The sequence below is a fragment of the Terrabacter sp. Soil811 genome, from assembly GCF_001429655.1.
GTDB lineage: Bacteria > Actinomycetota > Actinomycetes > Actinomycetales > Dermatophilaceae > Terrabacter.
On record NZ_LMSX01000001.1, the window covers coordinates 490,632 to 505,695 of the forward strand.

The 15,064-nt window shown below is 71.3% G+C and carries 11 protein-coding genes; 2 read left to right on the top strand and 9 right to left on the bottom strand.

Annotation, left to right across the window (positions count from 1 at the left end):
* Positions 1–76 precede the first annotated feature (76 nt).
* Positions 77–706: a MaoC family dehydratase gene (locus tag ASH01_RS02205; RefSeq protein WP_327191906.1), complete on the bottom strand. Its 630-nt coding sequence runs from the start codon at positions 704–706 to the stop codon at positions 77–79.
* 29 nt (positions 707–735) lie between these two features.
* Positions 736–2,280, bottom strand: coding sequence for a threonine/serine ThrE exporter family protein (locus ASH01_RS02210; protein WP_235509505.1), 1,545 nt, complete (start codon positions 2,278–2,280; stop codon positions 736–738).
* Positions 2,281–2,415: 135 nt separating this feature from the next.
* Between ASH01_RS02210 and ASH01_RS02220 the strand changes: the two genes are divergently transcribed.
* Positions 2,416–3,960 (top strand): aminopeptidase P family protein, encoded by a 1,545-nt coding sequence (locus ASH01_RS02220; RefSeq protein ID WP_056772569.1) that lies wholly within the window; start codon positions 2,416–2,418, stop codon positions 3,958–3,960.
* A gap of 98 nt (positions 3,961–4,058) precedes the next feature.
* On the opposite strand, the gene ASH01_RS02225 is transcribed toward ASH01_RS02220, so the two are convergent.
* The 5 genes from ASH01_RS02225 to ASH01_RS02245 all read right to left on the bottom strand — a co-directional run bounded on the left by ASH01_RS02225 (position 4,059) and on the right by ASH01_RS02245 (position 11,588).
* The gene (locus tag ASH01_RS02225; RefSeq protein WP_056770821.1) at positions 4,059–5,117 is read right to left on the bottom strand and encodes a hypothetical protein; all 1,059 of its coding nucleotides are present in this window, start codon (positions 5,115–5,117) and stop codon (positions 4,059–4,061) included.
* 69 nt (positions 5,118–5,186) lie between these two features.
* Positions 5,187–5,789 (bottom strand): general stress protein, encoded by a 603-nt coding sequence (locus ASH01_RS02230; protein WP_056770824.1) that lies wholly within the window; start codon positions 5,787–5,789, stop codon positions 5,187–5,189.
* 40 nt (positions 5,790–5,829) lie between these two features.
* Positions 5,830–7,029, bottom strand: a complete 1,200-nt coding sequence (locus ASH01_RS02235; RefSeq protein WP_056770827.1) for an acyl-CoA dehydrogenase family protein — start codon at positions 7,027–7,029, stop codon at positions 5,830–5,832.
* 139 nt (positions 7,030–7,168) lie between these two features.
* Positions 7,169–8,044: a caspase family protein gene (locus ASH01_RS02240; RefSeq protein ID WP_056770829.1), complete on the bottom strand. Its 876-nt coding sequence runs from the start codon at positions 8,042–8,044 to the stop codon at positions 7,169–7,171.
* A 61-nt stretch (positions 8,045–8,105) separates the two neighbouring features.
* Positions 8,106–11,588 (bottom strand): DUF7379 domain-containing protein, encoded by a 3,483-nt coding sequence (locus ASH01_RS02245; protein ID WP_056770833.1) that lies wholly within the window; start codon positions 11,586–11,588, stop codon positions 8,106–8,108.
* A gap of 250 nt (positions 11,589–11,838) precedes the next feature.
* Between ASH01_RS02245 and ASH01_RS02250 the strand changes: the two genes are divergently transcribed.
* The gene (locus tag ASH01_RS02250) at positions 11,839–12,747 is read left to right on the top strand and encodes a serine protein kinase RIO (protein WP_082619351.1); all 909 of its coding nucleotides are present in this window, start codon (positions 11,839–11,841) and stop codon (positions 12,745–12,747) included.
* A gap of 90 nt (positions 12,748–12,837) precedes the next feature.
* Here the strand turns inward: ASH01_RS02250 and ASH01_RS02255 are convergent, their stop codons facing one another.
* Together ASH01_RS02255 and proS are read right to left on the bottom strand one after the other, a co-directional pair.
* Complete coding sequence (locus tag ASH01_RS02255) at positions 12,838–13,503, bottom strand: nitroreductase family protein (protein WP_156415381.1); 666 nt, start codon at positions 13,501–13,503, stop codon at positions 12,838–12,840.
* Positions 13,504–13,614: 111 nt separating this feature from the next.
* Positions 13,615–15,024 (bottom strand): proline--tRNA ligase, encoded by a 1,410-nt coding sequence (gene proS, locus ASH01_RS02260; RefSeq protein ID WP_056770837.1) that lies wholly within the window; start codon positions 15,022–15,024, stop codon positions 13,615–13,617.
* Between the last annotated feature and the right edge of the window lie 40 nt (positions 15,025–15,064).

Sequence of the window (15,064 nt, forward strand, 5' to 3'; positions counted from 1 at the left end):
CAACCCACCGGGATCGGATCGCGGTGAGTTGTGACCTACTCGGTGTGTTGCGGGAGAGGGCTGGTCGCGCCGTGGGTCAGGGCTGCGGAGCCGCCTCGGAGGTGGCGTCGCGGCCCGGCCAGTTCTTGTCGGGCACGGGGACCGGTCGGCCGGGCTGCTCGCCGCCGCGGGCCTCGAGGTAGTTCTCCTTGGGCACCATGACCTTGCGCCGGAAGATGCACACGACGGTGCCGTCCTGCTTGTAGCCGATCGTCTCGACGTGGACGACGCCGCGGTCGTCCTTCGAGGTCGACTCCCACTTGTCGAGGACCGTCGTCTCGCCGTAGATCGTGTCGCCGTGGAAGGTCGGCGCGACGTGCCGCAGCGACTCGATCTCGAGGTTGGCGATGGCCTTGCCCGACACGTCCGGCACCGACATGCCGAGGAGCAGCGAGTAGACGTAGTTCCCGACGACGACGTTCTGCCCGAACTGCGTCGACCCCGCGGCGTAGTGGGTGTCGAGGTGGAGCGGGTGGTGGTTCATCGTCAGCAGGCAGAAGAGGTGGTCGTCGTACTCCGTGACCGTCTTGCCGGGCCAGTGCCGGTAGACCGCACCGACCTCGAACTCCTCGTAGCTGCGTCCGAACTGCATGCCCGCTCCTCGTCGAAGGTGGTCACCCGGCCCCGCTGGGACGAGCGGCTCCCAGCCTGCCGGAGCGGGCGGCATACGCCCATGGTCGTATGCCGTGTGCTTGCTCACGCCTGCGCGTCGGCGTCGCTCGTGGCAGCGAGGTCGCTCGTCTCGGAGAGCACCGGCGCGGTGCTGCCGGACGCGTCGGGGTCGGGGTCGGCGGGGAGGGTCGCGCCGGCGGCGGGACGCGGCCGCACGCCCTGGCTCTTGGCGACGAGCAGGCTCGCGAAGTAGGTGCCGAGCGAGACGCCCGCGGCGAGCCCGAGGCCGAGCCCGAAGGCCAGCAGGAGCGTCGGCACGCCGATCGCGAACCCGTTGCCGTCAGGGTTCGTGACGATCTGCGAGATGCCCTCGTAGGCCATCCGGCCCGGCAGCAGCGGCACGATCGCGGCCGTCGTGACGGCGAGCGCAGAGATGGTCAGGTGCCGGGCGACGAGCCGGGCCGCGAAGCCGATGACGAGCGCGGCCGTCGCCGACGCGCTCACAGCGCCGAGCTGCAGCAGCCGCTCCCCCAGCGCGAGGACGGCCCAGCCGAGGCCGCCCGCGACCCCGGCCACGGCGACCGCACGGCCGCTGGCGTAGGACATGACGGCGAACGAGACCGCGATGATGACGGCGCAGACGACCTGCACGACGACGTCGTCGCTGAGCAGGGTCTGCGAGCTGATCGCGATCGGGTAGTCGAGCCGGTTGCCGAGGGAGAGCACGACGGAGATGCCGACCGCGATGCCGAGCGAGAGCACGATCACCTCGAAAGCCCGCGCGCCGGCCGTGACGTAATAGCCCTCGAGGGCGTCCTCGGCGGCTCCGACGACCGACAGTCCCGAGAGCAGCAGCACGATGCCGGACGCGACGACGAGCGAGGGTGACACGTCGCCGACGAAGGTCATCCCGGCCGACTGGGCCGCGACGACGAGGGTCGCCACCGCGGTCGGGATGGCGGCGCCCACGCACTGTGCGAAGAAGGCCGCGACGCCTGCGCCGGTGAGCCAGCTGAGGACCCGCCCGACGACGGTCGCGGTGAGGAAGCTGAGCAGGATGATGAACGGCCCTGCGCCCACGAGGCCGGCGGCACCCGCTGCGAGCGCGCCGCCGGCGACGGTGACGAGCCAGCGGCGGTAGGGGTGTGGGGCCGTGATGACCGAGTCGAAGCGCACCCGGGCCTCGTCGACGGGCACCGGGTCCTGTGAGAGGTCGACGATGAGCCCGCGGAGGCGCTCGAGCCGCGTGTAGTCCTGCACGCGGAACCGCACGATGCGCATCACGGTGATCGGGTCGGCGTTCGGGCCGCGGTGGTAGGAGACGGTGACCGACGTGTAGGTGACGTCGACGTGGACCGAACTGAGGCCGTACGCCTTGGTCAGGGTGAGCACGGTCGCCGTGACGTCCGCGGCGGCCGCCCCGGTGGCGATCATCGCGACGCCGGCGCGCATGGCGAGGTCGATGACGGCCTGGGCGGTCACCGAGTCGACCCCGTCCGGCGTCGTCCAGATGGGGATCTCGTCGGTCGGCGGCCCGCTCGGTCTCATGGCCCGCCGGGTGCTCGCCCTCAGCGAGGGCAGGCTCCGGTGGGCGGTGGTCGGCCGGGCGGGTCGGTCGGTGCGGGCCACCCCCAGACCGTATGCCACCGCCCCGGACCCGCAGGTACCCCACCGGGGTGCCCGGCGGGAGCGGGACGGGCCGTACGCGGGCGCGGTGAAAGCTGGTTCGGCGGTCCCCGTGCCGCGTGGCACCATGGCGGGGTGATGAGTGAAGAGCAGAAGACCTCTCCGAGCCGCAAGCGCCCGACGACCGACGAGTTCCGGGCCTTCGTCGCGACAGGGTGGGCGCCGCGCGACACCGGGGTGACCCCCCGGGCCGAGGTCGCCGACCACGCAGCCCGTCGCCGTGACGCCGTCAGCGCCGCCTTCCCCGGTGAGCGCCTCGTCGTCCCGGCCGGCGGCCTCAAGGTGCGCAGCAACGACTGCGACTACGTCTTCCGTCCGCACAGCGCCTTCGCCCACCTGACGGGCCTCGGCAGCGACCGCGAGCCCGACGCCGTGCTCGTGCTCGAGCCGCGCGCCTCCGCCGACGGCGAGGCCGGCGACGGGCACGAGGCCGTCCTCTACTTCCGCCCGCTCGCCGACCGCGACACCGAGGAGTTCTTCGGCGACTCGCGCTACGGCGAGTTCTGGGTCGGGGCCCGCCCCACCCTCGCCGACATCGAGTCCGAGCTCGGCCTCACGGCCCGCCACATCGACGAGTTCGGTGAGGCCGTCGGCAAGGACGCCGGCCAGGTGACGATCCGCGTCGTGCGCGACGCCGACGCCGAGGTCGCGACCCGCGTCGACAAGGCCCGCGCCGCCGCGGCCGAGACGCAGGAGTCCGCCGAGGCCGAGACCCGCGTCGACCGCCAGCGCGAGGCCGACGAGCAGCTCGCCGCGTTCCTCTCGACGCTCCGCTTCGTCAAGGACGAGTGGGAGGTCGAGCAGATGCGCGACGCCGTCGACGGCACCCACAAGGGTTTCGACGCCGTCATCGCCGACCTGCCCGAGGCGGTCCGCCGCGGCCGCGGCGAGCGCTGGGTCGAGGGCGTCTTCGGCCTGCACGCCCGCCACCACGGCAACGGTGTCGGCTACGACTCCATCTGCGCCAGCGGCGACCACGCCAACACGCTGCACTGGATCAAGAACACCGGCGACATCAAGGACGGCGACCTGCTGCTCCTCGACGCCGGCGTCGAGGTCGACTCGCTCTTCACCGCCGACATCACCCGCACCCTGCCGGTCAGTGGCACCTTCACCGACGCGCAGCGCAAGATCTACGACGCCGTGTACGCCGCCCAGGAGGCCGGCATCGCGGCCTGCAAGCCGGGCAACACGTTCAGCGACGTCCACGCAGCGGCCATCCGCGTCATCGCCGAGCACCTCCACGAGTGGGGCCTGCTCCCCGAGGGCGTCGACGTCGAGGGCACGCTCGACGCCGACCACGGTCAGCACCACCGCCGCTGGATGGTGCACGGCACGAGCCACCACCTCGGCATCGACGTGCACGACTGCGCCCTCGCGACCCGCGAGGAGTACTCCGACGCCGAGCTGAAGCCGGGCATGGTCCTCACCGTCGAGCCGGGCCTCTACTTCAAGGCCGACGACGAGCTCGTCCCCGACGAGTTCCGCGGCAACGGCGTGCGCATCGAGGACGACATCCTCATCACCGAGGACGGCTGCGAGAACCTCTCGGCCGCGATGCCGCGCAGCTCCGACGAGGTCGAGCGGTGGATCGCCCGCATCTGGGACGGCGCCGAGGCCTGAGCGACTGACCGACCCTCCCCCACCTGACCGAACGCGGCTTCGGTCTCGAGCTCCGCGGCAGCACACCGCTGTCGAGACGGAACGCCGCGTTCGGTGGGTCAGGGCGACGTCGACGACACCGAGCCGTTCAGGTCGGGGCCCGGGATGCGCGGGCTCCACTGCTCGACGAGCTCGACGAGCGAGGACGCGTCGGCGGACTCGAGGTTCGAGCCGAGCACGGCCGGTGCGCAGTCCGGGTCGATGGTGAGGCGCACGGGCGGCCCCACGGCATACGTGAGCAGGAGCGTGAACCGCCCGTTGCTCGGGTCGTCCGGGCGCTGGCACGTCTGCCCCGTCGGCTTCGTCGGCAGGGCGCGCAGCGCTGCGACGACCTCGGCCGACTTCGCGGCGTCCAGCTGCGCCACCTTCACCGTGCCGTCTGCCGCGTCACGGCACACGGTCGCCGTCGGGTTGCCCTCCGGGGCCAGGCTCCGGTCGTCGCCGAGGCGTCCCCACGACGCCCGGTTGCACGCGGCGACCCCGGCGGACGGAGGGGTGCGCGTGCCGAACATCTGGTCGAGCACGACCGCCGGGCCGGGACCCGACCGGAAGTCGCCGTTCGTCGACGTCGAGCAGGCGTTGGCGTCGGCCAGCGCGCCGACCCACACGATCGCGTCACCGTAGGCGGCCCCGACGACGTATGCCGTCTCGTTGCCGGCCATGAGCGTGCACACCCGCTGGGCCCCGGTGTCGCGCGGCGACCACGTCAGAGCCTCCACCAGTGCCGCCCGTTGCGCGTCGCTCGCGACGGTGCGCTTGGCCAGGCGGAACGGGGCCGAGACCGGCTTCATGATGTCGGCAGCCGGATAGCCGCAGACGACGAGCGAGGTCGGGTCGCGGTCGGGCAGGAGCCGACCCGTGGCGTCGACGCCCTGCGGCTTCTGAGGCACGGGCACGGGCTTGTCGAGGGCCGCGGTGTCGATGGACTCGGGGCACCGCAGACCCCCGTCTGCCTCGACGGGCTGGCTGGTGACGGGCCGCACCGGGCCGGCGGCGAGCGACGTCTCCCCCGGCTGGGGCGCAGTGGCGCTGCCGCACGCGACGAGCGCCACGGCGGCGGCGACGCCGGTCACGAGGACGCGGCCGACGGCATACGGGCGGGGCCTTCGGGACTGCATCGGGCGCTCCTTCGTCGGGGATCCGTCACCGGGAAGGACACCTGGGCGAGCGCATTCGTTGCAGCTGCCTCAGCCGGCGGGAGGCGGCGGACCCGGATGGTCCGGGCTCGACGGCTGCGTCGGCGGCGAGGTCGGAGTGACCGGGGCGATGCCGATGCCCTCCCGGCCGCCGACGTCGATGCCCGCGTCGGCGAGGATCTGGCGACCCTGCTGGGCGAACTTGTGCTCGCAGAAGACCTCGTAGCGGGTCGCGACGACCTGGCTGACCGACGAGAAGTCGCGTGCACCGCGGGTGAAGGCGTAGCCGACGACCGACCAGATGAGGCCGAACACGGCGCCGTAGAGGGCGGTGTAGAGCAGCAGGGTCAACGGGTTCGAGGGGCGGGAGAAGAGCGAGAGGATCAGGCCCACGAAGAGCCCGAGCCACACGCCGGAGAGCAGACCGCCGAGAGCCACACGTCCCCACGTGAGGCGTGCGGTCACCCGCTCCATCTGCTTGAGGTCGGTGCCGACGATGAGGCAGTTCTCGACCGGGAACTGGTTGTCGGACAGCGTGTCGACGGCCTTCTGCGCGTCGACGTACTGCTCGAACACACCCAGCGACATGGGGTACTCCAGGGAGAGTGTCGCGAATCCCTGGCGTCCCCCCGGACCCTTCGGTTGCAGGCTCATGCGTCCATCCTCGCATCCCCGCCGCGGTGGAGAGGGGCCCTCAGGCCTTGAGCTTGTAGTCCTCGACGAGGCGGCGGCCGATGATCATCCGCTGGATGTCGGCCGTGCCCTCGCCGATGAGCAGCATCGGCGCCTCGCGGTAGAGGCGCTCGATCTCGTACTCCTTGGAGTAGCCGTAGCCGCCGTGGATGCGGAAGCTGTCCTCGACGACCTGCGAGCAGTACTCGGACGCAAGGTACTTCGCCATGCCGGCCTCGAGGTCGTTGCGCTGGCCGGAGTCCTTCTTGCGGGCGGCCTTGACCATCATCTCGTGCGCGGCCTCGACCTTGACGGCCATGTCGGCGAGGCGGAAGAGCACGGCCTGGTGGTCGACGATCTTCTTGCCGAAGGTCTCGCGCTGCTGGGCGTAGGAGATGCCGAGCTCGAAAGCCCTTCTCGCGACACCACATCCGCGCGCAGCGACGTTGACACGGCCGACCTCGACGCCGTCCATCATCTGGTAGAAGCCCTTGCCCGGCTCGCCGCCGAGGATCTGGGCGTCGGTCGTGCGGTGCCCGTCGAAGATGAGCTCGGTCGTGTCGACGCCCTTGTAGCCCATCTTGTCGATCTTGCCGGGCACCGTGACGCCCTGGGCGGTCTCGCCGAAGCCCGACTCCTTGTCGACGAGGAAGGTCGTCATGTTCTTGTAGACGGAGTCGGCGCCCGTGTCGGTCTTGACGAGGACGGCGACGAGGTTGGCGGAGCCGCCGTTGGTCAGCCACATCTTCTGTCCGGTGATCGACCACTCGCCGTCGTCGCCCTTGACGGCCTTGGTCTTGATGGCGGCCACGTCCGAACCGCAGCCCGGCTCGCTCATCGAGAACGCACCCCGGATCTCGCCCGTCGCCATCTTCGGCAGGTAGTGCTGCTTCTGCTCCTCGGTCCCGTGCTGGAGCACCATGTACGCGACGATGAAGTGGGTGTTGATGATGCCGCTGACACTCATCCAGCCGCGCGCGATCTCCTCGACGCAGAGGGCGTAGGTCAGCAGGGACTCGCCCAGGCCGCCGTACTCCTCGGGGATCATCAACCCGAAGATCCCCATCTCCTTCATTCCGTCGACGATCGCCTGGGGGTACTCGTCCTGGTGCTCGAGCTCCATGGCGACGGGGATGATCTGCTCGTCGACGAACTCACGGACGAGCTTGATCAGCTCGGTCTGCTCCTCGGTGAGGCCGTCGGTCTGCTGCAGTCGGGACATGCTCGGATCGCCACCTTGCGTCTGGGCTCTCGGACAACTGCGACCGAGTATGCCGTCGCCCCGGGCACGCGGTCAGCGCGCCCGCGTGTGAGTGTCGACACCTGTGTCCTCGGTCACCGGAGTTCGTCGGAGCCACCAGCTACCAGAGCTGGCCGAAGGCGACCTTCTTGGCCTTGACCGGGCCCTCGAGCGTCGAGCGCTGGCTGAAGTCGCCGTCCTTGAGCCCGGCCGTCACGGTGCGGAGCAGCTCGGTGCGGGTCGCCGTCGGGCTCGCCTTCATGGCCTTGAGGAAGAGGTAGGTGAAGGCCCCGTTGGAGCGGCCGTCGAACGTCGCGTCGGACGCCGTCTGGTTGGGCTTGCACGCCGCGAAGAGGACGGGCTTCGAGGCCGTGGCGCGGCTCTTCGTCAGCTCCACGAGCGCCTTGCGGTCGACGGTGCGCACCGGCGTGACGGCACGGATGGACCTTGTCTGCTCGAGCCCTCTGGGAGTCGGCGGCGGCAGGTAGCGCGGCTTGCGGCCGAGCAGCTGGGCCTGGAGGATCTCGTCGAGGTCCTTGAGGCCGGTGCCGCTGTGGCACGTGTCGAGCAGCACCTCTAGCAGGACGCCGGCGGGCACGCGGGTGAAGAGGTCGCGCAGCTCGTCGTCGACGATGACGGTGTCGCGGTCCCACTGGTCGCCCTTCTGGCGGATGTCGTGGCACGCGAAGGCCTCGTCGAGACCGTCCGGCTCGTCGTCGCCACCGGGCTCGTTGGGCACCTGCGTGCCGTGGCTGGAGAAGGTGAAGATGAGGTGGTCACCGGCCTTCGCGGTGTCGACGAGCGTCGTCAGCGCCGCCATGACGGCCTTCTTCGTCGCGCCGGCATCGGTGAGCACCGTCGTCGCGCGCGCGGTGAAGCCGAGGGGCCGCAGCGCCTTGGCGATGTCGTTCGCGTCGTTGACGCAGCCGTTGAGCCAGCTCGTCTGCGGCAGCGACTCGAACTCGTTGATCCCCACGCACAGAGCCCTGCTTGCCATGGCCGTTCCTTCCTTCTCGGAACCCCTCGGTTGAGCGGGTTCGACTGGGGTGTATGCCTTTTCACACTGTCTCGAGGACCGCGTCGGGTCTCGCGTACACGACGTAGGCGAGCCACGTCGGGTCGTCCGCGTCCCGCGCGGCCGCCCGGGCGAGCGCGCTCGCCCGGGACATCTGGGTGCCCTTGAGCAGCTCCTCGTAGAGCGTCTCGACGAAGACCCGCGCCGGCTCCTCCTGGACCGACCACAGGCACGACACGAAGGCCGAGGCGCCGGCGTCGAGGAACGCCTTCGCGAAACCGCCCACCGTCGTGAAGAGCTCGCCGGACCGTCCGGTCTGACAGGCGTTGAGGACCACGATCGGGCCGACGCTGTCGGGGCCCGTCCAGTCGAGGTTCTGGGACACGTCGGTCGAGCTGAGGTACTGCTCACGAACGCTGGTGCCGCGCCGCTGGCCCTTGAGCAGCACCTTCGCCTCGGCGATGTCGTCGGTACGTGCCGCCCCGTGGCCCGAGAAGTGGAGCAGGTCGAAGCCGCCGCCGCGCAGGAGACGCTCGACGCCGCTCGGGGTCGCCGTCACGGCCTTGGCGCCGAACCGGTCCTTGAGGTAGCCGGCCTCGGCGACACCGACGTCGTTCTTGAACATCGGGTTGGCGTAGACGGGACAGATCGACCGTGCGTGGCCCCGGCGCACGCGGACGGCCCGGGGCGGGAAGCTGCCGAGCTGCCAGCGCACGAGCCCGCCGGACGCGAGGAAGCGTGGCGTGGTGCCGCGCTTGCCGCGGGCGGGCTTGAGGTGAACGAGCTCCCACGGCACGAACGGCTCGTCCGTGTAGACGATGAGGTCGTGCACGAGCTCGCGGTGCTCCCAGAGGTGGGCCTGCATGTCCTCGGGGAAGAACTGGTCGAAGAGCATGGTGCCGGTGTTCTGCAGCTGCGACATCCTCTGGCGCGGCGTCAGGTCGGGGTCCTTGATGACCCGCTCCACCTCGGCGATCCGGTCGCGCACGAACTCGTCGCGCCCGAGGATCGGTGCCGACTCGAAGACCCGCTCGGCCTCGCCCGGCACGAGCCGGAGCGCATAGCTGTAGACGCGCTCGCCCGTGACGCGACGACTCTCGACGATGTCGAGACAGGGCAGGCCGTCGAGCTCTGGGGCGTCGATCCCGGTGTGGACCGTGGCGGTGACGGGCGTCGGGGCGACCATCCCCGCAGCGGCTGCGGTCGACTCCAGGGTGACCGTGGCGACGGGCACCCAGCCCTGTCGTAGGACGACGGAGACGCGGACGGGCCCGGGCGCCAGGGCACGTACCCGGAAGGTCAGCTCGCTGGCCCAGTCGCCGCTCGGCAGGCCGAAGACCTTGGCGTCGGTCTCGAGGACCTGCACGTTGTCCTTGGCGTAGACCTGCACACTGATCGGGCGCTCCGCGTCGACGTGGACCGTCCTCGAGACGTGGACCGTGCCCTCCGTCGGTGCCAGCGTCTGCCGTGCCAGCCGAACCCGCACCGTGGCGTCGGCACCCGGGGACACCGTGGAGGGCATCTCCGCCGCGAGCTCGGCCTCCGTCGTGCCCTCGAGAGGGCTCGTCGGTCCACTGCTCGGGGGCCTCTCGCGGTCACGGCGCGTCGCCTGCTTCGCCGTCGTCTTCGTCGCCCTCTTCGACGTCGCCCTCGTCGGCGTCGCCCTCGTCGGCGTCGCCCTCTTCGACGTCGCCTTCCGGACGCCCGTCCTCACCGGCGGCTCCGCCCGCGGGCCGGGTGATGGTCTCGCAGGCGGGCGTGCGGTCGTGCCGGGAGGCCTGGTCGCGGACGGCGGACGGGCGGCCGTCGGGGGCCGGGCGGCGGTGGTTGGCGCCTCCACCTCGGCCATCTCGAGTCCACGCTCGTCACCACCACCGTCGGCGCCGAGCACCGGCCCCGCGGTCATCCACTCGGGCAGGTGCGCCTCCGCGTCGGACGCGCCGAGCCCGAGCGGCAGCCACTGCGAGATCGCGCCGATGACGGAGAGCTGCGAGAAGTAGTTGACGTGGTACACGACGTCGTTGGTGCCGAGCGCGAACGTGTCGCGCACGTAGCCGCCGGTCGGCGGGCCGATCGCCGACATCGAGTCGGTGTCGACGACGAGGTCGTTGCGCCCCTTGAAGATCCCGTCGACGAAGCCCTCGGCGAGACGGACGGCGAGCTCGCGGGGGAACTCGGGCGGGTTGTGGTGGTCGTCGAAGAGCGACACGTGGAAGTCGGACGAGACGACGTACCAGCTCGTCCCGGGCCGGGGCTGGCCGGGCTGGTCCTCGTTGAGGCTCGTGACGAAGGGCCCGTCGGGCGTCATGGCGGCGAGGCCGGGCACGCCGTCGTCGCCGGCGGCGTACGACACGAGGTACTTCACGAGCGCGCCGACGCCACGGACGACACCGCTGACGACGGCCGCGAAGGGGGCCCCGCCGGGCACGAGGGAGAGACCGGCGGCGGTCACCAAGACGAGGTTCGTGTAGAGGTCGACGAGGTCGTGCCAGCGCTCTGGGTCGGCGAGGTGGGTGCCGCCGTTGGTGGAGGCCACGAAGACGATGGAGTCGACCGCGACGCGCAGTCCGGCACCCGGCAGCACCGACTCGACGAACGACCGCGTGACCAGCCCGCCGCGGCTGTGCGTGATGACGTCGAGGACGAGCTCGCCGTCGTGGGGCGCGAGCAGGGCGAGCAGGTCGCGGGCGTTGCGCTCCGGGTCGACGCTGAGCGTGCGGTGGTCGAAGCCGATGACGGCGTCGTACGCGGACACGAGGGTGTCGACGAAGCCCTCCGCGCCGGGCGTGACGGCGAGAGCTCCGAAGGCACTGGTGGTCGACGAGAACGTGCCGTGGACGAGGAGCAGAACCCGTGCCGCGCGGTCGGTGGGGAGGCCCACCTCCGCGAGCGAGCCGACGGGCTTCCACGCGTCGAGCGCTCCCCCCGTGACGTGGACGAGCCCGGTGCGCACGCCTGACTCGAGTCGCTCGACGACCTTGCCGACGATGACGGGCGCGGCGAAGCGCAGCACGATCGCCTGGAGGACGCCGTGGGCGAGGTCGCCGAGCAGCCCACGGTCAGCCGGTCCTGCGCCCGGCCCGTCGAGGCCCCGTGACCGCGGTCGCGGACGGCGCGCGCGCTGCGGCTGCACCGACAGGGCGAAGGACACGGTGCGGGGGCCGGGGTCGATCGACCGCGTGCGCTCGGCGGCATCGACCGGCAGGTGCCACGAGTAGACCCCGTCGCGCTCGAGCAGGACGACGGCGTCGTTGCCGGCCGGCACGTCGACGTCGAGCTTCACGGTGCCCGCCCTGTTGGCCGGCGCGGGACCACCCAGGTCGCGAGATCGCTGTGGTGTCAGGTCGATCCGGTCGACGACGACGAAGTCGTCGGTGCGCAGGGCCTCGACGAGGGCGGCCCGCTCGGCCGCCCGCCGGTCTCCTGACGGCAGGTCCCGGTCGGTGCGGTCGGTCGCGGCGGACGCGTCGTAGCCGCGGGGCGCGCGCACGCGCACCGCTCCCCCGCCGAAGGACGCGGACGGCATACCTGGGCTCCCTCCGAGACGTCTCCCCTGCTCCTTGCCACGGTAGAGGTGAACGGGGGGCTCGGTGATACAGATCGCGGCAAACGCTCGAAGCCACGCGGAATCAATTCCGTTGCGCGGGACCCACTGGATGCGCCAGTCTCTTCGCGAGCGCAGTGGCACACGGCCACACGCCAGACCCCAAGGAGGGTGACATGACCATCACGGCCCCGGGCATGCCTGCCCACATCTCTTCTTCCTTGGAGTTCTCTTGTCATTCAACGCTTTTCACGACGACGACCTCGCGGTCGTCGACACCAGACTGACCGCTCGGCGCACCCTCGGCCTCGAGGACGAGCCGTACGCGGTCGACACCGACCCCGACGGCCCTCCCGAAGGTGACCGGTGGTCGAGCTGGGACGGAGCCACGCACGGCCCGAAGCCCCGCCCCGACTGGGTCATCACCGACCTCGGCGCCGTCGAGGCCGACCTCGGGGTGCTCAAGACCGGCAAGGAGGCCGACGTCCACCTCGTCCGACGGTGGGTGCCCGGCTTCGCCGACCGGGACGTGCTCATGGCCGGCAAGCGGTACCGGTCGAGCAAGCACCGCATGTTCCACCGCGATTCCGGCTACCTCGAGGGCCGGCGGGTGCGGAAGTCGCGCGAGACGCGGGCCATCCGGACCCGCACCGCGTTCGGCAAGGAGCTGATCAGCGGCCTGTGGGCGTTCGCCGAGTTCGAGACGCTGGTCCGCCTCTGGCACGAGGGGCTGCCGGTGCCCTACCCGGTGCAGATGTCCGACGACGAGATGCTGATGGAGTTCATCGGCACCCCCGACGGGCAGGCCGCGCCGCGGCTGGCGCAGGTGCGTCCGGACCCGGACCTGCTGCCCGTGCTGTTCGAGCAGCTGCGTGAGGCGATGCTGCGGCTCGCCGAGCTCGGCTGGGCGCACGGCGACCTCTCCCCGTACAACGTGCTGCTCGAGGGCGACGGGGACGACGCGCGGCTCGTCCTCATCGACTGGCCGCAGGTCGTCGACGTCATCGGCAACCCGCACGGCCCGGAGTTCCTCGAACGCGACACCCACAACATGTGTGACTGGTTCACCCGTCGTGGGTATGCGGTCGACGAGGGCCTGCTCTTCGGTGACCTCATCGCGGCGGCGACGTCGCGGTGGTAGCGACGCTCGTCGTCACACCGATGGGCCACGGACCAGATGGAGGCCACCCGTTCGTGGGGTGGCCTCCATCGTCTGTGCGGGCGCTCTCGGTCAGTCGGTGAGGAAGTCCGCGGGGTGGCCGAACTTCCCGGAGTGGACGAAGGCCTCGAGCGGCAGGCGGGACCGCGGCAGCCGCGCCCGGGCCAGCACCCAGTCCGGCATCTCGCCGTCGTCGTCCGGGCCGGCGGGCAGTCCGAGCGCGATGCCCGTCGTGACCGCCCAGTGCGGCGGCACGGCGAACCGCTCGGTCGCCGCACCGTGGTCGAAGCCGCCGAACTGACGCACCTGCAGGCCCATCGAGCGAGCCTGCACGGTGATGTGGGCGACCGCCTGCCCGAGGTCGAACATCGCGTAGTCGCTGTAGGCCAGCTCGTGGTCCTCGTCGGTCGCGACCTGGTGCAGCGTCAGGATGATCGCCGAGGCGGACGGCGCCCACACCTGGTTGGCTGACGAGAGGACCTCGACCATGGCGGCGTGCGTGTCGTCGCCGCGCAGGCCGACGAGGAAGCCCCAGGGCTGCGAGTTTCCGGCCGACGGCGACCATCGCGCGGCCTCCAGGATCGCGCGCAGGGCGTCGGGGCCGAGCACGTGCGAGCGGTCGTAGACCATGACGCTCTCGCGGTCGCGTAGCAGGGGCGTCAGCGTCTCCGGCTGCGCCGTGGGTGCCATCTGAACCACGGGCGTATGCCGTCCGCCGACCACCGTCTCGTCACTCACGTCTCGATCGCCGTCCTCACGCACTCGTCAACCATGCCGCAGCCCGGCGTCTTCCCGGCCTGGGTGTGGGCGGCACCACGCCGGTGGCCGACGGATCGGCGACGTGCCATGTCAGTAGGCGCGGCCGACGACGGCGAGCACGCCGGCGTCGGACTCCGAGGTCGGCACGGTGCCGTCGGGCATCGTCAGGCACCGGACCGTCACGGCCGACTCCGCGAGCAGCGACTCTCCCTCCTCACCGAGGGTCGACCACGGGATGGTGGCCCAGCCGGTGCGGGCCGCCTCGGCGGCCTCCTCGAGGGTGCTCACGGCGGCGGTGTTCGTGTCGCGGTGGGCGAGCGCGGCGGCATACAGCGCGTCGTGGTCCTCGTCGAGCGCGGCGGTCACCGTGTCGACGACGCCGCCGAGCGGCACCGACGACTTGCCACCGGCGATGCGTCGGGCGACGGTGACGGAGCCCTCGGCGAGGTCGCGGGGACCGACCTCGACCCGCAGCGGGATGCCCTTGAGCTCGGCGTCGACGGCGCGACGTCCGAACGGCGTGTCGACACGGGCGTCGAGCTCGGCCCGCACCCCGCGCGCGAGGAGGTCGGCGACGACCTGACGCGCTGCCTCGACCACGCCCTCGCCGTCCTTGACGACCATGACGAGCGCCTGGACGGGAGCGAGTCTCGGCGGCACCCGCAGACCGTGGTCGTCACCGTGACCCATGATGAGGCCGCCGAGCATGCGGGTCGAGCTGCCCCACGACGTCGTCCAGCACGTCTCCTGGCGGCCCTGCTCGGACAGGTAGGTGATGTCGAAGGCCTTGGCGAAGTTCTGGCCGAGCTCGTGGCTCGTGCCCATCTGCAGGGCCTTGCCGTCGCGCATCATCCCTTCCAGCGCAAGGGTGTTCGTCGCACCGGCGAAACGCTCGCGCTTCGTCTTGCGACCGAGGACGACGGGCATGGCGAGCATCTCGCGCATGAACGGCGCGTAGACCTCCTCGTGGATCCGCTTCGCGTAGAGGCGCGCGTCCTCCTCGGTGGCGTGCGCCGTGTGGCCCTCCTGCCAGAGGAACTCGCTCGTGCGCAGGAAGATCCGCGGGCGCAGCTCCCACCGCACGACGTTGGCCCACTGGTTGAGCAGCAGCGGCAGGTCGCGGTAGCTCTGCGTCCATTTCGCCATGCACTCACCGATGACCGTCTCGGAGGTCGGGCGCACGACGACCTTCTCCTCGAGCTCCTTGCCCCCGGCGTGGGTCACGACCGCGAGCTCGGGGCTGAAGCCCTCGACGTGCTCGGCCTCGCGGCTGAGGTAGGACTCCGGGATGAAGAGCGGGAAGTAGGCGTTGCGTGCGCCGGCCTCCTTGATGCGCCGGTCCATGTCGGCCTGCATCCGCTCCCAGATCGCGTAGCCGTACGGTCGGATGACCATGGTGCCGCGCACCGGACCGTTGTCGGCGAGCTCCGCCTTGGCGACGATGTCCTGGTACCACCGGGGGAAGTCCTCGGACTGGGGTGTGAGCACGGTCTTGGCCATGGCCCCGATCCTATGAGCGGCCCCGGGGGCGCCGTCACGT

Bases quoted from the DNA above. Each gene is read 5' to 3' on its own strand.
- ASH01_RS02235 (WP_056770827.1), bottom strand. From the start codon at position 7,029: ATGTCCCGACTGCAGCAGACCGACGGCCTCACCGAGGAGCAGACCGAG.
- ASH01_RS02220 (WP_056772569.1), top strand. From the start codon at position 2,416: ATGAGTGAAGAGCAGAAGACCTCTCCGAGCCGCAAGCGCCCGACGACC.
- proS (WP_056770837.1), bottom strand. From the start codon at position 15,024: ATGGCCAAGACCGTGCTCACACCCCAGTCCGAGGACTTCCCCCGGTGG.
- ASH01_RS02205 (WP_327191906.1), bottom strand. From the start codon at position 706: ATGCCGCCCGCTCCGGCAGGCTGGGAGCCGCTCGTCCCAGCGGGGCCG.
- ASH01_RS02225 (WP_056770821.1), bottom strand. From the start codon at position 5,117: ATGCAGTCCCGAAGGCCCCGCCCGTATGCCGTCGGCCGCGTCCTCGTG.
- ASH01_RS02230 (WP_056770824.1), bottom strand. From the start codon at position 5,789: ATGAGCCTGCAACCGAAGGGTCCGGGGGGACGCCAGGGATTCGCGACA.
- ASH01_RS02245 (WP_056770833.1), bottom strand. From the start codon at position 11,588: ATGCCGTCCGCGTCCTTCGGCGGGGGAGCGGTGCGCGTGCGCGCGCCC.
- ASH01_RS02240 (WP_056770829.1), bottom strand. From the start codon at position 8,044: ATGGCAAGCAGGGCTCTGTGCGTGGGGATCAACGAGTTCGAGTCGCTG.